Origin of the sequence: Flavisphingomonas formosensis (genome assembly GCF_009755815.1) — a bacterium.
In the GTDB taxonomy this organism is placed as follows: Bacteria; Pseudomonadota; Alphaproteobacteria; order Sphingomonadales; family Sphingomonadaceae; genus Flavisphingomonas; species Flavisphingomonas formosensis.
The window spans coordinates 444,064-464,208 of the sequence record NZ_WRPK01000001.1; the positions used below are offsets into that span (position 1 = coordinate 444,064).

Sequence of the window (20,145 nt, forward strand, 5' to 3'; positions counted from 1 at the left end):
GATGTAGGGCGGTATCGGCAGGCTTGAATCGGCCTCTTGTCGCCTGCCGGGTGCGCGCCCGAAAGGCGCTGGCCCGCTCCATCGAAACGACATCGGAATATAATGACATGGGTTATAGTATGAATGATAAGATCAATGCTTGGTGACAATAGAGTCAGTTGGCGCGATAATCTTTTCTGGTTAATTCCCATAATTTAACATCATATAGTTTCCTTGCGCCGCAATAGCCCTTACAGTCGCTTTGCGACCCGAAGGGGGCCTTCAACAGGGGCCTTCTTCTCTGGACCCGGCGGAGCATAAGTCCGCCGGGTTCTTTTTTCGATCGGTCCGCCGCGAAATAGGCTGCGCCGGGGATGCAACGGACATCCCTGCCACTGTTCGTCCCGCGTCGCAGCGGATGGCAACGCAGTCTATATCGCAAGCATGCATGCTCGACGGTCAGGCCGCGGCCTGGCCTGGTCTGCGCGGTGATCCTCCAATCATGGCCAATCTCCCCTGGCGGCGACGCGATTACGGATCGGGCATGCCGTGGAACCCGATCGAGCGTCTTCGGCCGACCGTCGCTGGCCGCGTGGATGGAGCCATGCTTCGAAAGGGCGTCGATTCCGAACGGATGGCCTAATTTTCCTCCGGGCCGGAGGGAGTGCTGCTCGACATGCGCCTTCTTAGGGCAGAGGATGGTCATGACGATTTGGCTAAGGAGCAAGGGCTCTTCGGGTCGCGCCACCCTTGCAAGCAGGACCGGGTCGATCGCGGCCGCTGCCTGATCGACCCGGTTTACTGCGCCTTCCGACAGTCGCGGATGCGGCTATTCGGCCTCGACGCGGATGCGCACCAGCTTGGTCGAGGCGATACGCCAGCCGATCGCGGTCTTGCGATAGGTGTCGTGATAATGGCCCCAGCCGTTGAGCTTGCGGAAGGGCAGGGAGGAAGCCTCATCCTCCACCCACAGCCAGTCCTCCATCGGCCAGATGCCAGTCGCCTCGGTTTCGGAGCGCAGTGCGATTTCCGGACTGTGGCCGTGATGGACGGTGACGACGCCGTTCAGCAGCGCGAACAGGTCATCGACGAAGGCGTCGGGATTCCGCTTGAGCTGCGTATCGTCGTCGCTCTGCGTCGAATCGCGGAAATCGGTGATCGCATCGTCGGTGAACACGCCGCGCAGCAGCGCCCGGTCACGCGTGTCGATTCCGCGCCAGTAGCGTGCCTTCAGCGCCTTGATCTGTTCGATCGCGCGCAATTCTTCCGCAATGTCCATGGATCCTCTCGCTCGGTGTTCGCTTTCATGATGCCGTGCCCAACAGGCGGCGCTGGTGCAAGCGCCGTCCGCCGGCGAGGCTCGCCAGCAGATGCGCACGTTTGAGGTAGAGATGCGCGTCGCACTCCGCGGTGAAGCCCATGCCGCCGTGGATCTGGATGTTCGCCCCGGCATTGGCGAGTGCCGCCGTCTCGGCGAGCAGTGCGGCGGCGGCCGCCTCGATCCCGTCGTCCAGCCCGCGCCCGAAGGTCACCGCCGCATGGAAGCATTGCGCTTCGGCCGCCGCAGCGCGCGTCGCCATATCCGCGGCCATATGCTTGATCGCCTGGAAGGCGCCGATCGGCTGGCCGAATTGTTCGCGCGTGATGGCATAGGCCACCGCCATGTCGCGCGTCGCCTGGGCAATTCCGGTCAGATAGGCAGCGAGCAGCAACAGCGCGCGATCCGAGGCGGCATCGCGCGGCGCAGCCGGAAATGCGGCAAGCATGCGGGCGATCCGCACCGTCTCGTCGATCGCGTCGACCGGCTCGGGGCTGCCGAGCGCATCGATGCCGATCAGTGCGACGCCGCCGGCCAGCAGCACCGCATGGGATGCGCCCGCGCCGTCGATCAGATGGCCGCCCGCCTCGCCGATCCGGTTGGCGAAGGCGGCGCGCGTCTCGCCGGCCACCAGCGCGGCGCGCAGCGCATCGTCCGGCGCGAGATGCGGCGCGATCATCTGCGCCACCACCGACGGCGAGACGAGATGGAGGCCAAGCGCGCGGGCGACCAGCGCCTCCTCGGCGAGGCCAAGGCCGAGGCCGCCGCGTGCCTCGTCGAGGCCCAGCCCGAACAGACCGAGCGCGGTCAGCTCCGCCCAGGCCGCCGCTTCGGCCGCGCCGCCCTGATGGGCGGGCTCGCGCAGCCGCTCGACCGGCAGCCGGTCGGCCAGGAAGGCGCGCACGCTCTCCTCGATCATGCGCTGGTCTTCGGTGGGATGGAGATCGACGATCATCGTGCAGAAGGTCCCTTGGGGAGGCCGAGCACCCGTTCGCCGATCGCATTGCGGCGGATCTCGGAAGTGCCGCCGCCGATCGCCCATTTATAGGCTTCGAGATAGTGGAGCGGCCAGTCATGGTCGCCGCCGCGCTCCAGCCCACGCGGGCCGAGCAAGTCCAGCGCGGCGGCGTGCACGCGGCGCGACAGCTCGCCGAACCAGAGCGCGACGATATTGCCCTCCGCGCCCGGCACCTCCTCGCGCATGCCGCGCGAGACCGAGGCGGCGGTGAGCGAGCGCAGCGCCAGCACCTCGGCCCGCAAGGTGGCGAGATCGGCGACCACCGCGCCATCGTCGATTACCCGGCCGCGTCCGTCGGCGGCGGGCAGGTCGCGCGCGGCGGCGATCAGCCGGTCGACCGTGTTGGAAAGCTCGATCTGGTGCGCGATCGTGCCCGTTCCGCGCTCGAAGCCGAGCGTCGTCATCGCCACCCGCCAGCCGCCATTCACCTCGCCCACCACATTCGCGAGCGGGATGCGCACATCGTCGTAGAAGACCTGGCAGAAATGGGTGAGGCCCGACATCGCCTTGATCGGGCGGATGTCGATGCCGGGCGTGCGCATATCGCAGATCACCCAGCTGATCCCCTTGTGCCGCGGCAGATCGGGATCGGTGCGCACCAAGAGCTCCTGCCAGGTGGCGAGATGGCCGTAGCTCGTCCAGATCTTGGTGCCGTTCACCACCAGATGGTCGCCATCAATCACCGCGCGGGTCTTGAGTGCGGCGAGGTCCGACCCCGCGCCCGGCTCGGAAAAGCCCTGGCACCAATTCTCCTCGCCCCGGAGGATCGTCGGCAGATGGCGCGCCTTCTGCGCCTTGCTGCCGGAGACGATCAAGGTCGGCCCGGCATGGCTCAGCGCGACGAACATCGATCCCGAGGGCGGCGCGCCGGCGCGGGCATATTCCTCGTGCCAGACGAGCTGCTCGAGCACCGAGAGCCCGCGCCCGCCATAATCCTTCGGCCAGGAGACGCCGGCCCAGCCGCCCTCATATTGGCGCTTCTGCCAGGCAAGGTCGAAGTCGCGCATCGCCGGCCCTTCCGGCGGCCGTTTCTCGCGCGGCACATTGTCGGCCAGCCAGGCGCGGCATTCGTCGCGAAAGGCGTCGAGTTCGGGGGATTCGATGATCTTCATGCGAAGAGGGCTTTCACGTCGGCAAGCGAGATCTTCATTGAGGCGTTGCGCGGCAGCGTGGAGACGACGCGGATCTCGGCCGGCACCTGATAGGCGACCAGCCGGTCCTTGAGCCAGGCGCGCAGCGCCGCGCCATCGGCGGAGCCGCCCCGGCGCAGCTCGACCGCGGCGACCGGCAGCTCGCCGAGCCGCGCGTCGGCCACGCCCACCACCGCGGCATCGGCGACATCGGGATGCGCCTTCAGCATCTCGGCCACCATTTCGGGCACTACCTTGAAGCCGCCACGGTTGATCGCCGCATCGGCCCGGCCGTGCAGGAACAGGAATCCGTCGGCGTCGATCGAGGCGAGGTCGGTGGTGCGGATCCAGTCGGGCCCGATGCGGTCGACGCGCGCCTCCAGCAGCCCGATCTCGCCGGGTGGCAGCGGCGTGAAGCTCTCCAGGTCGACCGTGCGCAGCGCCACGCCGGCGCTCGCCCGGCCGGCGCTGCCGCGTTTAGCAGCGCCCCATGCGCGATAGAGGTCGAGCGTCCAGTTGGCGATCACGCCACCGAATTCGGTGGCGCCGAAGGCGGTGAGGATGGGGATGCCAAAACGCGCCTCGAACGCCTCGTGCAGCGCGATGTCGAGCTTGCCGCCGCCCACCGCGACGAGGCCGAGGCTTGCCAGGTCCTCGCGCGGCACGTCCGAATCGAGCAGCATGCGCACGCCCGCCGGAGGGATGGTGCCGCGCGCCGGGCGGTAGCGGCGCACCGCGTCTGCCCAGGTGGCTACCTCGAACTTCTCGAGCAGCACCAGCCGCTGGCCGAAGGCGATCGGCGGCGTGACATAGGCCAGGCCCGCGACGTTGCCGAGCGGATGTACCATCACCTGCGGCGCGCCGGTCGTGCCGGTGCCGGCATAGGCCGCCTGGGCGCTTGCGACGACGGCGGTGATCGCGTCCCAGCTCAGCGGCACGCGCTTGGGCGCGCCGGTGGTGCCGGAGGAGAGCAGCTCGAACGCGGTGTCGGGTGCGAGGGTACGGAACGGACCCTGACCGTGGGGGGCGAGGCGGACCGCGATCCGCTCCGGTTGGCCGTCATGGATGGCGATCGCCGCCGTCCCCGCCTCGCGCGCGGCCGCCAGCGCCGCGTCGGACCAGTCCTCGGCATCGGCGAGGATGGCGGGCAAGCGGAGTGCGGCGATGTCCGCCGCGAGTCCGGCCGGGGTCTGCGCCGCATAGAGCATCACCGTCGCGCGCCGCGCCATCACGCCGGCCGCGAAGGCGGCGACATGCTGCGGCCGGTTGCGCGCGACGAGCCCCGTGGCGGGCGCCTCCCCGATCGCCTCGTCGATCGCGCGCGCGGCCTCGCAGAGCCACGCCCAGCTCCGCCAGCGCCCGCCGAACGCGATCGCGTCGGCAGCGCCCCCGGCGGCGATGCTGGCGCGCACCGTGGCTGGCAGGTCGAGGGGCATGGCGATGGGTTCAGCGGCCGGTGAAGACCGGCGGGCGCCGCTCGACGAAGGCATGGGTCGCCTCGCGATGGTCGGCGGACATGTAGGACATGGTCTCGTAGCCGAGATGCGCCTCGATCTGCGTCGCCATCAGCTGCCGCAGGCCCATATTGACCGATTTCTTGGTGAGCCGGATCGCGACGGCGGCGCCATTGGCCAGCTCCTCGGCGATCTCGGCGACGCGCGCGTCGAGCCGTTCGGCCTGCACCGCCTCCGACACGAGGCCGATCCGTTCCGCCTCGGCGCCGGTGATCGGCTCGCCGGTCAACAGATAGCGCTTGGCCTTGGCGTAGCCGATCAGCGCAGGCCAGATCACCGAGCCGCCATCACCGGCGACGAGGCCCACCTTCACATGCGGATCGACGATTTTCGCCGTGTCCTTGCAGACGACGATGTCGCAGACCAGCGCCAGCGTGGAGCCGAGGCCGACGGCATGGCCGTTCACCTTGGCGATCACGGGCCGATCGAGGTCGATCACGCCCATCAATATGTCGCGCGCTTCGCCCATGCTCTCCACCCAGCGGGCGGGATCGTCGAGATTGCGCTTCATTCCCGCAATGTCGCCGCCGGCGGAGAAGCTGTCGCCCTCGCCGGTGAGGATCACCACATGCGCCTCCGGGTCCCGGCCGATCTCGGGGAAGACGCGCACCAGCTCCTGGTGCATGCGCGCATTGGTGGAGTTCTTCACCTCCGGCCGATTGAAGCTGACGGTCACGATCTTGCCCTCGCGGACGACCTTCAGCGTTTCATACCCTTCGTACACTCTGGCAGCCCCTCCACAATGCGCGGCCCTTGTTGGCCAGTGCGGCAATAGATATTACTCAATTCAGACGAGAGGGGAAGAGCCGATGGCTGAGACCGACGACGGATTGCTGCGCAACAGGATTACCGATGAATCCGTCGAGCTCATGCGCCGTCGAATCGGGTTCCCCAATCCCACATTGCGTACCGGTGCGATCGACGAGCCTTGGAACATCAGCTGCACGGACGACGCGGTGCGGCGCTTCTCGATCTGCATCGGGGACGACAACCCCCTGTTCTGCAGGCCGGATTATGCTCGCCGTACCCGCTGGGGCGGGGTGATCGCGCCGCCCGCTTTCGAAAAGTCGATGGGGCTCAACCGCAATCCGGAAATGGATATCGAGGAAGCGCGGGCGACGTCCAAGGCGCTGCGCGGCATTCAGCTGTTCCACTCCGGCGGCGAGAATTTCTACTATGCGCCGATCATGGAGGGCACGACGTTGCATCGCTCGCGCTGGGTGGCCAATGTCGAGGATAAGAAATCGGAGTTTTCGGGCCGTTCGGTGATTGTGACCAATGGTCTTTGTCTGTGGGATCAAAAGGATCGCGTACTGGTCGACGGGGTCGATTGGTTCATCCATGCCGAGCGACGCAGGAAAAGCGAGAAAACGGACAAATATGTCCGCGACGAGCCAGCCCGCTATACCGACGAGCAGCTTGCCGAGATCGAGGCGGCCTATGACGTCGAATATCGCCGCGGTGCGGACACCTTGTGGTTCGAGGATGTCGTGCCGGGCACCGTTCTGCCGCGCATGGTCAAGGGACCGCTCACCGTCACCGATCTCATCAACCTGCACATGGGCGCCGGCTGGCTGGTCTACGGCAACTGGCCCAATCGCCTCGCATACGAGAATCGCAAGAAGCTGCGCGGCTTCTACAGCCGCGACGAATATAATGCGTGGGACACGGTGCAGCGCGTCCATTGGGACAAGGATCTCGCCCAGAAAGTGGGCGTCCGGATGATGTATGACATCGGCCCGGTCCGGCAGTTCCACATCAGCAATTATCTCACCAACTTTGCCGGCGACGATGCCTGGATCCACCGCATCCGATTCGAATTCAGGCGCTTCAATTACATTGGCGACATCACCTGGCTGACCGGCGAGATCAGCGAAGCGCGCATCGACGAGACGCTCGGGCCGCTGATCGAGGTGACGATGCGCGGCACCAATCAGCGCGGCAGCGAGAATATCCGCGCGACCGCCACGATCCTCCTTGCCTCGCGCAGCCACGGGCCCGTGAAACTGCCGCAAAGCCCGCCGCCGACGCCCCATCGCGCGAAGGGGTGATCACCCCGTCGAGCCTGTCCCAGCCGGTTTTCTTCCATTTCGTTCGAGCCACCGTGGCTTAGCTTGCCTAACAAAGAGATTCGGGGGAGAACGAGGATGCAGCATCTTGCCGGAAAGGCCGCGCTGGTGACCGGCGGGGGCAACGGCATCGGGCGTGCCATTGCGGAGGCGCTTGCTGCGCGGGACGTGCGGGTGCTGATCGCCGATATCGATCCTCATGCTGCGGCCGATGCTGCAGCAGCGATCGCCACAGCGGGCGGCGCGGCGATCGCCGTCGCCTGCGACATCGCCGAGCCCGATTGTTTCGAGCGGCTGCGCGATCGGATGATCTCCGCGTTCGGACGCACGGATATCGTCGTCAACAATGCCGGCATCCTGCTTTCCGGCCTGCCGCTCGAAATCCCCGTTGCCGAATGGCAGCGCGTGTTCGACATCAACCTGATGGCGGTGGTGCGCAGCAATGCCGCCTTCCTGCCCGGGCTGATCGCGCAGGGCGCGGGGCATCTCGTCAACACCGCCTCCTTCGCCGGGCTCTATGGCTATGCCTATGACCGACTGCCCTATGCCGCCAGCAAGGCGGCGCTGATCTCGCTGTCCGAAGGCCTCGCCCTCTATCTGCGTCCGCTCGGCATCGGCGTCACCTGCCTCTGCCCTGGCCCGGTGCGCACCACCATTATGAGCCGCGCGAAATTCCTCAATGCCGGGCTGGAGATACGCGCCCCCGGCCCGCAATTTGCGTTGCAAGAGCCGGAGACGGTCGGTGCGCAGGTGGTGGAGGCGATCCGAGAGAATCGCTTCTTCCTGCCCACCGATCCGCAGGTGCGGGACGTGCTGATCCGGCGCGCGACCGATTTCGACGGCTTCGTCGAGCACCAGATCGCCCATCCGCACATCGTCGTGCCGGCGCGGACTTGAGGAGGAAATCATGGGCGATCAGGCGGACGCCGCCTTGCTGCACGATCTGCTGGCGCGCGAAGCGGTGCGCGAATTGCGCGCCCGCTACGGCTGGCATGCAGCGCGCGGCGACTATGAGGGCATCGTCGGCCTGTTCGCGCCGGACGGGCTGTTCGAGCTGACGTTCGACGGCGCCCGCCGCGCGCTCCGCGGCCGCGAAGAAATTCGCACCTTCCTCCAGGCGACGATGGTGCCGGGCATGGTCTTCCCGATGATCCACAACGATATCGTGACGGTCGACGGCGACGAGGCGCACGGCAGCTGTGCGATGGAAAGCCGTTCGCCGGACGGCAAGGGCGGTTTCTCGGGCTATTATCACGACAAGGCGCGTCGCTATGACGGACGCTGGCTGTTCAGCGAACGGCGCTGGTTCTTCTACGTGCCGGTGTTCGAGCGCAGCGGCCTCGGGCTCGATGGCAAGCCTGAGACGGGGCTGGCCGCGATCCACGACCGCAAGCTGGGCCAGACGGCTTAGCCAGATCGATTCCCGTCATGCTGACGAAAGTCAGCATCCGTTCGCGCTTCGATGCCCATCCAGGCGGAGCGTCAATGGATCCTGACTTTCGTCAGGATTTGGCCTCAGATCGAGGCCTTGCCCACCACGATCGGCATGTTGGTCCACTCGCCCTCGGGCGTGCGCTGGAAGACATTGCCGTTGAAGCCGCCGCCGTCGACGAGAATGCACGATCCCGTCACCCAGGCGGAGAGCTCCGTCGCCAGGAAGATCGCCGCGCCGGCATGGTCCTGCGGCCGGCCGAAGCGGCCGAGCGGGATCGAGCGGTCGGCGATGGCGCGCTTGCCGGCGGGGATCACCTTGTCGAGCGGCACCTGCTCCGAATCCGTCGTCTCCGGCCCGATCAGGTTCACCCGGATATTGTCCGGCGCCAACTCGGTCGCGAGGCCGCGGGTGAGGCCGGTCACCGCATGTTTGAACGTCGTGTAGAGAACATTGTAGGGGAAGCCGCGGAAACCCTCGATCGAGGAGAAGTTGATGATGCTACCGCCCTCGCCGCTGCGCTTCATCAGCGGGATCATCGCCCGGCAGACGACGAACATGTGCCTGAGGTTGATCTCGTAGATCGCCTCCCAATCCTCCTCGCGCGATTCCGCGAGCGGCCCGGAGATGCCGAGATGATGGCCGACATTGTTGACGAGCACGTCGAGCCGACCGAACCGTTCCGCGATCCGGTCACACAGCGCCTCGACCTCGGCCACCTTGCGCACATCCACCTCGGCGATCAGCGCGTCCGGCATCGCCGCGCGCAGCGCATCACATTTCGCGGCGTCGATCTCGGCGACGACGATCTGCGCACCGATCTTTGCGAATTCCTCGGCGATGCTCTTGCCGATGCCGGCACCCGCTCCCGTCACGAGCGCCACCTTGCCGTTCAGATCCATCCTCATCGCATGCACCCTTCTTCCGATCCGGCACCAACGCTTAGGCAGCATGCAGCAGCGAGAATAGAAGTGACCCTTTTGCACAATGGCAAAGGCACATGCGAAGCCGCCCGGCTTGCCCTGCCCCGAGTGGCGGCATAGCCTCCTATCGGGAGGAGGCCGGCATGGCACAGGGGAGTTTCAACGTGTCGCGCCGGATCGAGGCGCCGGGCGTGCGCATCGAGCTGCGCCATTATGCGCCCGGCGCACCGCTCTGCCAGACGAGCGTGCAGCCGGTCTACACGCTCGGCCTGCGCAGCGGCGCGACCGCGGTCCGCGCGCGCTATCCCGACCTTGCCGGCGGGGAGGATTTTCGCGGGCTGGGCTCGGTCGTCTTCCGCCCTGCCGCGCGGCCCTGGCAAGTCGAATCGCCGGGCGCCGGCGCACGCGTGCTGCTGTGCGCGATCGATCCGGGGCGCTTCGAAACGCTGGTCGGGCAGCGGCTCGCCGAGGATCCGGACGCGCTGCTCGGCAGCTTCGATATCCGGTCGAGTTTCATCGCCGAATGCCTCGCATTGCTGGAGCGCGAGGCGATCGATCCGGGCGGCGAGAGCGCGATGCTGATCGATCGCGTCACCGATGCCATGCTGCTCGAGCTCCGCCACCATCTGCACGCGCGGCCAGCCGATCGCGCAGGCGAAGGGATCGATGCGCTCGCGCTCGGCCGCATCGAGAAGGCACTCTTCGCGATGGAGGACGCCTATCCGCGCGTCGAGGATGTGGCGGCGCTGACGGGCATGAGCGTGCGCGCGCTACAGGTTCGCTTCCGCGAGACGACAGGGGAATCGCTCGGCACCTACATCGACCGCATCCAGTTCCGTAAGGCGGCGACCCTGCTGCGCACCACCGATCTGCCGCTGAAAGCCATCGCGTGGCGCGTGGGCTTCGGCCATGCGGGCAATTTCAGTACGGCCTTCCGCCGCCGTTTCGGGGTGACGCCCTCGGACTATCGCCGCTCGCATTGAACGAGCGCGATGGGAAAGGGTCAAAGCGCGCCCGGCGGCGCCACATCGTCTTCCGGCAGGAACATCCCCACCCGCCACCCGGCATCCGGATCATTCTTGTAGGGGGCGAAATCGCGCACGCCTTCCCCATATAGGAAGCTGTCGTCGATGAAGAAATTGCCGGTGCATGCGCGCGCCGGCTTCAGGAAGATGGCGTGGGCCGCGTCCGCCATGATGTCCGGCTTGCGGCATTTGCGCAGCTCCTCGGCATTGCCGACGGCGAATTCGATCGCCGCCGTGGCGATGCCGACGCGCGGCCAGAGCGCGTTGAAGGCGATGCCTTCCGCCGCATATTCGCGCGCCATGCCGAGCACCGTCATCGACATCGCATATTTGGAGATCGTGTAGGCGACGTGTCCCGAGAACCAGCGCGGATCGAGGTTGAGCGGCGGCGAGAGCGTCAGCACATGCGGATTTTCCGCCTGGCGCAGATGCGGGATCGCGGCCTTGGCGGTGAAGAAGCTTCCGCGGGCGTTCACCTGCATCATCAGGTCCCACCGGCTCATCTGCGTCTCTTCGACCGGCGTCTTGGAGATGGCGGAGGCGTTGTTGACGACGATGTCGATGCCGCCGAAACGGTCCACGGCGGCGGCGACTGCTGCGTTGATCGCCGCCTCGTCGCGCACGTCGACCACGATCGGCAGCGCGCGGCCGCCTGCCTGCTCGATCGCCGCGGCTGCCGAATAGATGGTGCCCGGCAGATGGCGGTGGGCCTCGGCCGTCTTCGCCGCGACGACGATGTTGGCCCCATCGCGCGCGGCGCGCAGCGCGATGGCGAGGCCGATGCCGCGGCTCGCGCCGGTGATGAACAACGTCTTGCCCGCCAGGCTCATTGCCGTCCCCTTTCCCCGTTCGGTTTGCACCAGGGGAGTCACGCGCCGCAATATTGAATTACCTCTTTTGCTGTGCCGCCCGACTCGACTATGCAGGGAGACCATGTCGACAGCGAAGCCCAACCCCTCCCGTTCCAAGCAGCCTCCCTCCGCCGTGCAGCGTGCCGCGTCCGTGCTGCGTGACATGGCGATGACACGCGAGGTCGGCGAGCTGCTCGGATCCGAGGAGGAATTGATGGCGGGCCTCGGCGTGAGCCGGCCGACCCTCCGCCAGGCGGCGGCGCTAGTGGCGCAGGATCATCTCATCAACATCCGCCGCGGCGTGAACGGCGGCTATTTCGCCGCGCTGCCGAGCAGCATGACTGTGGCCCGCATGGCGGCCATCTATCTCCAGTCGCGCAAGGCGGGCCTTGCCGAGGTGATCCATGCCGTCGATCCGATCCGCACCGAATTGGCGCGTCTCGCCAGCCGCAACCGCGATCCGGAGGCGCGCCAGAAGCTCGAAGCCTTTCTCGAGCATGAGCAGCAGGCGGACGATAGGCGCGAGGATTACCGCGCCTTCCTGCGCGCCGAGCGCGCTTTCGGCCGCGTGCTCGGGGCCATGAGCGGCAGCGAGGTGCTCTCGCTGTTCCTCGGCATCGTCTACGACCTGTCGGCCCTGATCGGGCGGGACGTCGACGTCTATCACAACCGGCCCGAGCGCGTGGCGCTGTACCGCGCGCACCGCAACCGCATGGCCGCCGCGATCCTGGAGGGCGACGAGGAACTGGCGGTGCTCGCCACCAAGCGCTGCACCGCGATCGTCACCGAATGGATGCAGGAGGACATGGCCGGCCACGGCTTTGCCGGCGGCGAGGGAGAGGCCGCCCGCGCCGGGCCGCGATGAGCCCGGCCGGGGCGGCGGCGGATGCCCTGCTGCAGCCCGCCGATCTCGATCGGCTGGCCGCGTTGCTCGCGGAATGCCCGCGCCGGCCCTCGGAATATAGTCTCGCCAATCTCTGGCTCTATCGGCGCCGTCACGCCTATCGGCTGTGCGAGGTGCCGCTTCCGCACCTCCTCGGGCGCACCTATGATAGCGAGCGCCACGCCCTGCCGCTCGTGCCGCTGGACGCGCGGGATGCGGTCCGGCTGCTCGACGAAGCGGATTGCATCTATCCGCTCGACGAGGCCGAGGCAGTAGCGCTCGCATCGGCCGGCCGCTTCGCGCTCGACTGGCGGGAGGCGGATTCGGATTATCTCTATCAGGCGCCGCACCTCGCCCGGCTGGACGGCGCCAAGGCCAAGCGGGCGCAGGCGCGCGCTTTCGCCGGGGAGGCGGCGCCGGAGCTGGTGCCGCTCGATCTGGTCGGCGAAGCGGCTGCGCTGGCGGTATTGCAAGGCTGGCTGGCCGATGTCGGCCGCGTGCCCGACGCCACCGATGTCGCCGAATGCCGCGAAGCGATCGCCCTGCGCGACACGCTTGGCCTCGACGGCCATGTCGTACGAACCGGCGACGGCGATCCCGTCGCTTTCCTGCTCGCCGGCCACGGCGCCGGGGACAGCCGGATCGTGCATTTCGCGAAGGGACGGCGCGCCTTTGCAGGGGCCTATCCTTGGATGTTCGCACGTTATGCTGCGCAATGCGGCGCAGCGTGGATCAATTTCGAGCAGGATCTCGGCAAGCCGGGTTTCGCCCAGGCCAAGCGCGCGCTCGCGCCCGCCGCGCGGCTGCATAAATATCGGGTGAGGAGAGCGCGATGGACCGGCTGATCGCCGATGTGCGTCAGGAATATGCCGATCTCGACGCCTTTCTGCAGGGCGTGACGCCCGATCAGTGGGATCGCCGGACGCTCTTCTACGGTTGGACGATCGCGGACGAGGTGATGCACCTGCATCAGGTCGACGAATTCGGGCGGGTGGCGCTCACCGATCCGGCGTCCTTTCCCACGCTGGTCGCCGATGTGCGTGCGGGGCAGGCGCAGGGGATCGAGCTGAGCCAGCGCATGCGCGCGGATTGGGGGCATCTGCCGCCGCGCGATCTGCTCGATCTGTGGCGCGCCGGGTGGACCAGCCTGTGCGATCTGTTCGCGGCGAGCGATCCGCAAGCCCGCATGCCGTGGTTCGGGCCGGAAATGAGCGTCGCCTCCTTCGCGGCCGCGCGCCAGATGGAGGTCTGGGCGCACGGCCAGGACATTTACGATCTGCTGCGCGTGCGCCGCACCAACGGCGATCGCATCCGCGCCATCTGCGATCTCGGCGTCCGCACCCATGGCTGGTCTTTCCGCAACCGTGGCCTCGAAAAGCCGCCTGCGCCGCAGGTCCGGCTGGCGGCGCCGTCGAGGGCGGAGTGGATCTGGAATGCCGGGGCGTCCGAATCGATCGCAGGCCCGGCCGAGGATTTCGCGCTGGTGGTGACGCAGCGCCGCCATGTCGACGATACCGCGTTGCTGGTGCGCGGCGAGGGAGCACGCGCCTGGATGGAGATCGCACAATGCTTTGCCGGCGCCCCCGCGACGGGGCCAGCGAAGGGAGTGCGCGTTGGTAATCCTCCCCCAGAGGGGGAGGGGGACCGTCCGTAGGACGGTGGAGGGGTTCCGGCCTGAGGAGAGCGGAACCCCTCCACCATTCGCTCCGCGAACGGTCCCCCTCCCCCTCTGGGGGAGGACGAGAAGAGGTTACACCGCGCCTGTTTCGACCAGCTTTTCGATCTCTTCCGCCGAGAAGCCCAGCCCCTCCAATATCGCGCGATTATGCTCGCCCACCGTCGGCGGCGGCGTGCGGATGTCGGCGGGGGTGGCGCTGAGCGTCACCGGCACCTTGGTCAGCGGCGCGGGGCGATCGGGAAGGCCGGGATAGCGCACGTCCTGGAACAGGCCGATGCCCTGGACCTGGGGATGCTCCAGCGCTTGCTGGGGCGAGAGCACCGGGCCGGCCGGAATGGCGGCGGCGGCGAGGGCGTCGAGGGCTTCGGCGTTCGTCCGCTCGCCGCACCAGCGGGCCATGCGCTCGGACAGGATGGCGCCGTTGAGCCCGCGCAGCGCGTCATTGGCGAAGCGCGGGTCGTCGAGCCAGGCGGGCTCGCCGATCAGCTTCACCCAGCGGCGGTAGAGCGGGTCGCCGACCACCTGGGTCACGATCCAGCCGTCCTGCGTGGCGAACAGGTCGGTCGGGCCGTTGACGAAGCTGCGGTTGCCGATCGCGGTGCGGCCGATGCCGGTCAGCGCCTGCTCGATCAAATAGGTTGAACTGAATGCCATGGCCGAGCCGAGCAGGCTGGCGTCGACCTGCTGGCCGCGGCCGCTTCTGCCGCGCTCGATCAGCGCCATCGCTATGCCGATCGCGGCATAGAGGCCGGCGGCATGGTCCACCCAGGTGATCGGGGTGCGGAAGGGGCGGCCCTCCTCGCCGCTCAGATAGGTGGAGCCGCACATCGCCTGGCCGACGCTGTCGAAACCGCCGCGGTCCTGCCAGGGGCCGCTGGTGCCGAAGGAGGAGACGTTGGCGAGGATGATGTCCGGGCGGATGGCGCACAGCGACTTATAGTCGAGGCCCATCGCGGGGAGCGCGGTGGACGGCACGTTGACCACCACGACATCGGCCCCGGCGATCAGCCGGCGGCGGATCTCGGCGGCTTCGGGGTGGCGGGGATCATAGGTGAGCGAGCGCTTGTTGCGGTTGATCTGGAGAAACAGCGAGCCCTCGCCGTACGGGGTGACGGGCACGATGGTGCGATCCTCGCCACCGCCGCGCCGCTCGATCCGGATCACGTCCGCGCCGAAGTCCGCAAGGATCGTCGCGCAATAGGGGCCCGCGACGAAACGGCCGAAATCCAGCACCCTTATTCCATCCAGCACCCCGCCCATCCCGCCTCCTTCGCACGCCCGATCCCGTTTCCGGGCCAGCTCTGCCGCCATTTTCCATCGCATAGGGGGCACAACGGATTTTCTCAATGAGGTAGTTCTATTCCGAGCCAAGCTATGGCAGAGACGATGCCGATCCGGGATATGAACGCGTCTGGGGGGGGTGATGTCCGAAGAAGTTCTGCTCGAGCGGCCATCGGACGGCGTCGCGCTGATCCGGCTCAACCGGCCGGAGGTGCTGAACGCGCTGAGCGTGCCCGTCCGTCTCGCGCTCGCCGCGCATATCGATGCGCTGTCCGACGATGCGGAGGTCCGCGCGATCGTGATCACCGGCGACGAGAAGGCGTTTGCGGCCGGCGCCGATCTTGCCGAGCTGCGCAAGCGGACGGTGCGCGATGCGCAGACCAGGGAATCGGTTTCGGCCTGGGTGGCGCTGCGGGCGTGCCCCAAGCCGCTGATCGCAGCGGTGAACGGCTTCGCGCTCGGCGGCGGATCGGAGCTCGCCTTCCATTGCGACATCATCGTCGCGGGCGAGGGGGCGAAGTTCGGCCTGCCCGAGGTGAAGGTCGGCATCATGCCGGGCGCGGGCGGCACGCAGCGCTTCGTGCGCGCGGTCGGCAAGTATAAGGCTGCGCGCTACCTCCTGACCGGCGACTTCATGTCGGCCGCGACGGCGAGCGAGATGGGCATCGTCTCCGAGGTGGTGCCCGATGCCGAGGTGGTGCCGCATGCGCTGAAGATCGCGTCCAAGATCGCCGCGCTGCCGCCGCTCGCGGTCGCTGCGCTCAAGGAGGTGATCGCGCTCGGCCCCGACGCCTCGCTGGAAACCGCGCTGATGCTGGAACGCAAGGCCTTCCAGCTGCTCTTCACCACCGAGGACCGCGACGAGGGCATCGCCGCCTTCCTCGAGAAGCGCAAACCCGTGTTCAAGGGACGCTGACCATCATGACGGACGTGACCACCCTGGGTGTCGTCGGCGCGGGGCCGATGGGTGCGGGCATCGCGCAGATCGGCCTCACCGCCGGGATGCGCGTGATCCTCCATGATCTGAGTGGCGAGGCGCTGGCCAAGGCGGGCAAGGACATTATCGCCCGCATCGCCCGGCTGGTCGAGAAGGGGCAGCTTCCCGAGGGCTATGCCGCGGAGGCCGAAGCGCGGCTGACGCTGGCCGAAGGCATGGCGGCGTTCGCCCCCTGCGAGGCGGTGGTCGAGGCGATCGTCGAGCGGCTGGAGCCCAAGCAGGCGCTGTTCGCCGCGCTGGAGGCCGTGGTCGGTCCGCGCGCGATCCTCGCCAGCAACACCTCCTCGCTCTCGGTCGCGGCGATCGCGGCGAGCTGCAAGGACAAGAGCCGGGTCTGCGGGCTCCATTTCTTCAACCCCGTGCCGCTGATGAAGCTGGTCGAGGTGGTGGTGGCTCCGGGCACCTCGGCCGAGACGGCGGAGCGCGCGACGGCGCTGTCCAAGGCGATCGGCAAGGTGCCGGTGACGGTGAAGGACGGCCCCGGCTTCCTTGTCAACCTGCAGGGCCGCGCCTATGCGACCGAGGGGCTGGCGATCGTGCAGGAGGGCGTCACCGATGTCGCCACGCTCGATCGGATCATGCGCGACGCCGCCGGCTTCCGCATGGGCCCGTTCGAGCTGATGGACCTGACCGGCATCGACGTGAACTTCGCGGCGACGACCTTCATCTACGAAGGCTATCAGCATGATCCGCGGCTGAAGACGACGACCTTGCACGAGCTGATGTTCCACGCCGGCCGCTATGGCCGGAAGACCGGCCAAGGCTTCCACGATTATCGCGAGGGCGCCGCGCAGGAAACCGATCCCGCGCCCGAGATCGGGGACGCGCGGCCCTTCTCCGCCACGATCGGGGAGGTGGCGGCGGGCTTCGATCTTCTGAGGCAGCATGGCCTGTCCGAAGGCGCCGGCCCGGTGCTGATCGCGCCGGTCGGCGAGGATTGCTCCACCGCCTGCCATCGCCTCGGCCTTGATCCGGCGAACACTGTCGCGATCGATTTCACCGCGGCCGAGCGCCGGCATCTCACGCTGATGACCGCGCCGGGTGGCGGTGCGGCGGCGCAGGGCGTGGCGGAATGGCTGCGCAGTCATGCCTTCACCGTCGAGGCGATCAAGGATTCGCCCGGCTTCGTGCTGCAGCGGATGCTGGCGATGATCGCCAATCTCGGCTGCGAGCTGGCGCAGATAGGCGTGGGATCGCCCGCCGACATCGATCTCGCGATGAAGCTCGCGCAAAATTATCCCAAGGGCCCTCTGGAGTGGGCGGCCTGGCTGGGCGAGGCCAAGACCTTCGCCATCATGAGCCAGCTCCATGCCATCACCGGATCGGACCGCTACCGGCCGAGCCTGTGGCTGCGCCGCCGCGCGATGCTCGGCCTGCCGGTGCACCAGGCGGATTGAGCGGGCGGGAGGGGATCGGCACGATGATCAGCGAGGCACAGCTCGCCGAATGGCGCGGCGCGATCGGACGGAGCTTCACGCGGACGCAGCTGCTCGACACGGAGAGCCTGCGCCGCTTCTCGGTCGCGATCGGCGGCGACGGCAAGGTGGAGGAGGCGCAGCCGCCGCTCGGCCATTGGGCCTGGTTCCTCGAGACCAGCGCGGATGCCGAGATCGGCGCCGATGGCCATCCGCGCCGCGGCGCCTTCCTGCCCGACATCCCCGAGCTGCCGCGGCGCATGTTCGCCTCCACCGCGATCCGCTTCGAAGCGCCGCTGCTGCTCGATGCGCCGGCCGAGGCGGAGACGCGGATCGGCGACATGCGCCACAAGGCGGGCCGCTCGGGCGACCTGTTGTTCGTCGATGTCGACCGCATCCTGACGCAGCAAGGCGCGGTGCGGGTGAGCGAGCGGCAGACGCTGGTCTACCGCGCCGAGGCGGGCGAGGTCGCACCGCTGACGATGCCGGTCGAGGCCGAGGATGCGCGCGCGGTGCCGGCGGGGGGCGAGCTGTGGGAGCCGGGGCCGGTCAACCTCTTCCGCTTCTCGGCGGTCACCTTCAATGGCCACCGCATCCATTATGACGCGCCCTATGCGACGGGGGTGGAGGGCTATCCCGCGCTGGTCGTCCACGGGCCCTTCTCCGCGGCGAAGCTTGCCGCGTTGGCGGCGCGGCAGGGGCCGCTCGCGAGCTTCGAGTTCCGCGCGCAGGCGCCGCTGTTCGCCGGCCAGCCGGTGCGGCTGGTGCGGACCGAGGCGGGCGAGTTCCACGCGCTGCGCTGCGATGGGGCGACCGCGATGGTGGCGAAGGCGGGGTATGTCGGGGGCGGAAATGGCTGATCTATCAGCCCCGTTTGGGCTGAGCTTGTCGAAGCCCTTTCCTCCCTTCTTCGGCGAAACGGGAAGATGGAAGGGAGCACTTCGACAAGCTCAGTGCAAACGGTTTGGGGTTTGTATCTAGGGTATTGCCAATGAATGAGTGGATCAGTCTAGCCCAGTCCGCCGCCACCGCAGCACGCACTTTCGCGACCGCTGCGAAGGACCGCGTCCGCGCCGTGGTCGCGCCCGACGGCAAGCCGGATTCCGCGCTCGCCGATCGCGAGCAGCGGCTGGTGCACGGCTTCGCCTGGATCGCGACGACCGCCGAGGCGCTGGCCGCGACGGCGGACTGGGCGCGGCGCAGCGAAGCCGCCGGGCGGTTCGGTGCGATCGAGGCGCTCATGCTGCGGATCGGGTTCGGCGAATATCTGGCGCAGCTGATCGGCGGCGTGCCGATGAGCCAGAACGAGTTCGTCCGCCCCCATGAGCTGGGCCTTGCCGATGCGGCGGCGGCGCTCGCCACCGATCCGGCGGCGCGGCGCTTCCTCGATGACGGCAACACTGCCGCCACCCGTGCGGCCTTCGCCGAGCGCCTCCGCGATGGCGAGCGGCCGGACGAATCGCTGGACGACGAGACGCTCGACATGGTGCGCGACCAGTTCCGCACCTTCGCGGCGGAGCGGATCGCGCCCAATGCCCATGCCTGGCATCTCGCCGATGTGCTGATCCCGGACGCGGTGGTCCGCGAGATGGCCGATCTCGGCGTGTTCGGGGTCTGCATCGATCCCGCCCATGGCGGGCTCGGCCTCGGCAAGATGGCGATGTGCGTCGTCTCCGAGGAGCTGAGCCGCGGCTGGATCTGCGCCGGCTCGCTCGGCACCCGATCCGAGATTGCGGGCGAATTGATCGGTGCCGGCGGCACGCCCGAGCAAAAGGCCTATTGGCTGCCGAAGCTCGCCTCGGGCGAGGTGCTGCCGACCGCCGTGTTCACCGAGCCCGACACCGGCTCCGACCTCGCCTCGCTGCGCACCCGCGCGGTGCCGGCGGACGATGGCGGCTGGCGGATCCACGGCTCCAAGACCTGGATCACCCATGCCGCGCGCACCGACCTGATGACCCTGCTGGTGCGCACCGATGCAGCCAAGCCGGGCCATGCCGGCCTCTCGATGATGCTCGCCGCCAAGACCCGCCAGACGCCGGATGCGGCCTTTCCCGACGAGGGGCTGGAGGGCGGCGAGATCGCGGTGCTCGGCTATCGGGGAATGAAGGAATTTGTCCTGTCCTTCGACGGCTTCCGCGTCGCCGCCGACGGCCTGCTCGGCGGGGTCGAGGGGCAGGGCTTCAGGCAGCTGATGCGCACCTTCGAAGGCGCGCGCATCCAGACCGCGGCACGCGCGATCGGGGTCGGCTGGAACGCGTTCGATCTCGCGCTGCGCTATGCCGCCGAGCGCCGGCAGTTCGGCCGGCCGCTTGCCGACTTCCCGCGCGTGTCGGACAAGCTGGCGCTGATGGTGGCGGAGCTGGTGATGGCCCGCGAGCTCACTTATGCGGCCGCCCGGCACAAGGATAAGGGCGAGCGCTGCGATATCGAAGCGGGTATGGCCAAGCTCCTGGGAGCGCGCGTCGCCTGGAGCAATGCCGACCTTGCCGTGCAGATCCACGGCGGCAACGGCTATGCGCTGGAATATGAGGCGAGCCGCGTGCTCTGCGATGCGCGCATCCTCAACATCTTCGAGGGCGCGGCGGAAATACAGGCCCATGTCGTCGGACGAGGCCTGATCGCGGGAGGATGA

General features: G+C 68.0%; 19 protein-coding genes. 11 read left to right on the top strand and 8 right to left on the bottom strand.

What is annotated here, in order from left to right:
* Positions 1 to 808: 808 nt before the first annotated feature.
* From GQY20_RS02220 to GQY20_RS02240, 5 genes are read right to left on the bottom strand one after another with little or no spacing between them, the layout of a single operon-like run.
* Positions 809 to 1,258: a nuclear transport factor 2 family protein gene (locus tag GQY20_RS02220; protein WP_157215401.1), complete on the bottom strand. Its 450-nt coding sequence runs from the start codon at positions 1,256 to 1,258 to the stop codon at positions 809 to 811.
* 25 nt (positions 1,259 to 1,283) lie between these two features.
* Entirely contained in the window at positions 1,284 to 2,252 is a 969-nt protein-coding gene (locus GQY20_RS02225) for an acyl-CoA dehydrogenase (RefSeq protein ID WP_198350810.1), read from the bottom strand.
* A complete protein-coding gene (locus GQY20_RS02230; protein ID WP_157215403.1) occupies positions 2,249 to 3,427 on the bottom strand; it encodes an acyl-CoA dehydrogenase family protein in 1,179 nt (392 codons plus the stop codon). Before GQY20_RS02230 ends, GQY20_RS02225 begins: the two co-directional genes overlap by 4 nt.
* On the bottom strand, positions 3,424 to 4,881 hold the full coding sequence (locus GQY20_RS02235) for an ANL family adenylate-forming protein (protein WP_198350811.1): 1,458 nt from the start codon (positions 4,879 to 4,881) through the stop codon (positions 3,424 to 3,426). Before GQY20_RS02235 ends, GQY20_RS02230 begins: the two co-directional genes overlap by 4 nt.
* Positions 4,882 to 4,891: 10 nt before the next feature.
* Positions 4,892 to 5,683 (bottom strand): enoyl-CoA hydratase/isomerase family protein, encoded by a 792-nt coding sequence (locus tag GQY20_RS02240; protein WP_157215405.1) that lies wholly within the window; start codon positions 5,681 to 5,683, stop codon positions 4,892 to 4,894.
* A gap of 85 nt (positions 5,684 to 5,768) precedes the next feature.
* On the opposite strand from GQY20_RS02240, the gene GQY20_RS02245 reads away from it, so the two are divergent.
* The 3 genes from GQY20_RS02245 to GQY20_RS02255 all read left to right on the top strand — a co-directional run bounded on the left by GQY20_RS02245 (position 5,769) and on the right by GQY20_RS02255 (position 8,439).
* Positions 5,769 to 7,010 (top strand): FAS1-like dehydratase domain-containing protein, encoded by a 1,242-nt coding sequence (locus GQY20_RS02245; RefSeq protein ID WP_157215406.1) that lies wholly within the window; start codon positions 5,769 to 5,771, stop codon positions 7,008 to 7,010.
* Positions 7,011 to 7,106: 96 nt separating this feature from the next.
* Positions 7,107 to 7,925: an SDR family NAD(P)-dependent oxidoreductase gene (locus GQY20_RS02250; RefSeq protein WP_157215407.1), complete on the top strand. Its 819-nt coding sequence runs from the start codon at positions 7,107 to 7,109 to the stop codon at positions 7,923 to 7,925.
* Between the two features lie 10 nt (positions 7,926 to 7,935).
* Positions 7,936 to 8,439, top strand: a complete 504-nt coding sequence (locus tag GQY20_RS02255) for a nuclear transport factor 2 family protein (protein ID WP_157215408.1) — start codon at positions 7,936 to 7,938, stop codon at positions 8,437 to 8,439.
* A gap of 104 nt (positions 8,440 to 8,543) precedes the next feature.
* Here the strand turns inward: GQY20_RS02255 and GQY20_RS02260 are convergent, their stop codons facing one another.
* The gene (locus GQY20_RS02260; RefSeq protein ID WP_198350812.1) at positions 8,544 to 9,368 is read right to left on the bottom strand and encodes an SDR family NAD(P)-dependent oxidoreductase; all 825 of its coding nucleotides are present in this window, start codon (positions 9,366 to 9,368) and stop codon (positions 8,544 to 8,546) included.
* A 158-nt stretch (positions 9,369 to 9,526) separates the two neighbouring features.
* Between GQY20_RS02260 and GQY20_RS02265 the strand changes: the two genes are divergently transcribed.
* Positions 9,527 to 10,366: a helix-turn-helix transcriptional regulator gene (locus GQY20_RS02265; protein WP_157215409.1), complete on the top strand. Its 840-nt coding sequence runs from the start codon at positions 9,527 to 9,529 to the stop codon at positions 10,364 to 10,366.
* 20 nt (positions 10,367 to 10,386) lie between these two features.
* Here the strand turns inward: GQY20_RS02265 and GQY20_RS02270 are convergent, their stop codons facing one another.
* On the bottom strand, positions 10,387 to 11,238 hold the full coding sequence (locus GQY20_RS02270) for an SDR family oxidoreductase (RefSeq protein ID WP_157215410.1): 852 nt from the start codon (positions 11,236 to 11,238) through the stop codon (positions 10,387 to 10,389).
* Positions 11,239 to 11,341: 103 nt separating this feature from the next.
* Between GQY20_RS02270 and GQY20_RS02275 the strand changes: the two genes are divergently transcribed.
* The 3 genes from GQY20_RS02275 to GQY20_RS02285 are packed head-to-tail and all read left to right on the top strand — an operon-like array spanning position 11,342 to position 13,796.
* The gene (locus tag GQY20_RS02275; protein WP_198350813.1) at positions 11,342 to 12,124 is read left to right on the top strand and encodes a FadR/GntR family transcriptional regulator; all 783 of its coding nucleotides are present in this window, start codon (positions 11,342 to 11,344) and stop codon (positions 12,122 to 12,124) included.
* Positions 12,121 to 12,987: a phosphatidylglycerol lysyltransferase domain-containing protein gene (locus tag GQY20_RS02280; protein WP_157215412.1), complete on the top strand. Its 867-nt coding sequence runs from the start codon at positions 12,121 to 12,123 to the stop codon at positions 12,985 to 12,987. The genes GQY20_RS02275 and GQY20_RS02280 overlap by 4 nt, the downstream gene beginning before the upstream one ends.
* Complete coding sequence (locus tag GQY20_RS02285; protein WP_157215413.1) at positions 12,975 to 13,796, top strand: TIGR03084 family metal-binding protein; 822 nt, start codon at positions 12,975 to 12,977, stop codon at positions 13,794 to 13,796. The genes GQY20_RS02280 and GQY20_RS02285 overlap by 13 nt, the downstream gene beginning before the upstream one ends.
* Before the next feature lie 96 nt (positions 13,797 to 13,892).
* Here the strand turns inward: GQY20_RS02285 and GQY20_RS02290 are convergent, their stop codons facing one another.
* Positions 13,893 to 15,080 carry a CaiB/BaiF CoA transferase family protein gene (locus GQY20_RS02290; RefSeq protein WP_157215414.1) on the bottom strand — a complete coding sequence of 396 codons (1,188 nt, stop codon included), beginning with the start codon at positions 15,078 to 15,080 and terminating at the stop codon, positions 13,893 to 13,895.
* A gap of 163 nt (positions 15,081 to 15,243) precedes the next feature.
* Here GQY20_RS02290 and GQY20_RS02295 point away from each other — a divergent pair, with 163 nt between their 5' ends.
* From GQY20_RS02295 to GQY20_RS02310, 4 genes are all read left to right on the top strand, one after another.
* The gene (locus GQY20_RS02295) at positions 15,244 to 16,017 is read left to right on the top strand and encodes an enoyl-CoA hydratase-related protein (protein WP_157215415.1); all 774 of its coding nucleotides are present in this window, start codon (positions 15,244 to 15,246) and stop codon (positions 16,015 to 16,017) included.
* A gap of 5 nt (positions 16,018 to 16,022) precedes the next feature.
* Positions 16,023 to 17,495, top strand: coding sequence for a 3-hydroxyacyl-CoA dehydrogenase (locus tag GQY20_RS02300; protein WP_157215416.1), 1,473 nt, complete (start codon positions 16,023 to 16,025; stop codon positions 17,493 to 17,495).
* Positions 17,496 to 17,518: 23 nt separating this feature from the next.
* Positions 17,519 to 18,373, top strand: coding sequence for a hypothetical protein (locus tag GQY20_RS02305; protein ID WP_157215417.1), 855 nt, complete (start codon positions 17,519 to 17,521; stop codon positions 18,371 to 18,373).
* A gap of 131 nt (positions 18,374 to 18,504) precedes the next feature.
* Positions 18,505 to 20,145 (top strand): acyl-CoA dehydrogenase family protein, encoded by a 1,641-nt coding sequence (locus GQY20_RS02310; protein ID WP_157215418.1) that lies wholly within the window; start codon positions 18,505 to 18,507, stop codon positions 20,143 to 20,145.

Coding starts and splice junctions, on each gene's coding strand:
- GQY20_RS02220 (WP_157215401.1), bottom strand. CDS start 1,258: ATGGACATTGCGGAAGAATTGCGCGCGATCGAACAGATCAAGGCGCTG.
- GQY20_RS02225 (WP_198350810.1), bottom strand. CDS start 2,252: ATGATCGTCGATCTCCATCCCACCGAAGACCAGCGCATGATCGAGGAG.
- GQY20_RS02230 (WP_157215403.1), bottom strand. CDS start 3,427: ATGAAGATCATCGAATCCCCCGAACTCGACGCCTTTCGCGACGAATGC.
- GQY20_RS02235 (WP_198350811.1), bottom strand. CDS start 4,881: ATGCCCCTCGACCTGCCAGCCACGGTGCGCGCCAGCATCGCCGCCGGG.
- GQY20_RS02245 (WP_157215406.1), top strand. CDS start 5,769: ATGGCTGAGACCGACGACGGATTGCTGCGCAACAGGATTACCGATGAA.
- GQY20_RS02250 (WP_157215407.1), top strand. CDS start 7,107: ATGCAGCATCTTGCCGGAAAGGCCGCGCTGGTGACCGGCGGGGGCAAC.
- GQY20_RS02255 (WP_157215408.1), top strand. CDS start 7,936: ATGGGCGATCAGGCGGACGCCGCCTTGCTGCACGATCTGCTGGCGCGC.
- GQY20_RS02260 (WP_198350812.1), bottom strand. CDS start 9,368: ATGAGGATGGATCTGAACGGCAAGGTGGCGCTCGTGACGGGAGCGGGT.
- GQY20_RS02265 (WP_157215409.1), top strand. CDS start 9,527: ATGGCACAGGGGAGTTTCAACGTGTCGCGCCGGATCGAGGCGCCGGGC.
- GQY20_RS02270 (WP_157215410.1), bottom strand. CDS start 11,238: ATGAGCCTGGCGGGCAAGACGTTGTTCATCACCGGCGCGAGCCGCGGC.
- GQY20_RS02275 (WP_198350813.1), top strand. CDS start 11,342: ATGTCGACAGCGAAGCCCAACCCCTCCCGTTCCAAGCAGCCTCCCTCC.
- GQY20_RS02280 (WP_157215412.1), top strand. CDS start 12,121: ATGAGCCCGGCCGGGGCGGCGGCGGATGCCCTGCTGCAGCCCGCCGAT.
- GQY20_RS02285 (WP_157215413.1), top strand. CDS start 12,975: ATGGACCGGCTGATCGCCGATGTGCGTCAGGAATATGCCGATCTCGAC.
- GQY20_RS02290 (WP_157215414.1), bottom strand. CDS start 15,080: ATGGGCGGGGTGCTGGATGGAATAAGGGTGCTGGATTTCGGCCGTTTC.
- GQY20_RS02295 (WP_157215415.1), top strand. CDS start 15,244: ATGTCCGAAGAAGTTCTGCTCGAGCGGCCATCGGACGGCGTCGCGCTG.
- GQY20_RS02300 (WP_157215416.1), top strand. CDS start 16,023: ATGACGGACGTGACCACCCTGGGTGTCGTCGGCGCGGGGCCGATGGGT.
- GQY20_RS02305 (WP_157215417.1), top strand. CDS start 17,519: ATGATCAGCGAGGCACAGCTCGCCGAATGGCGCGGCGCGATCGGACGG.
- GQY20_RS02310 (WP_157215418.1), top strand. CDS start 18,505: ATGAATGAGTGGATCAGTCTAGCCCAGTCCGCCGCCACCGCAGCACGC.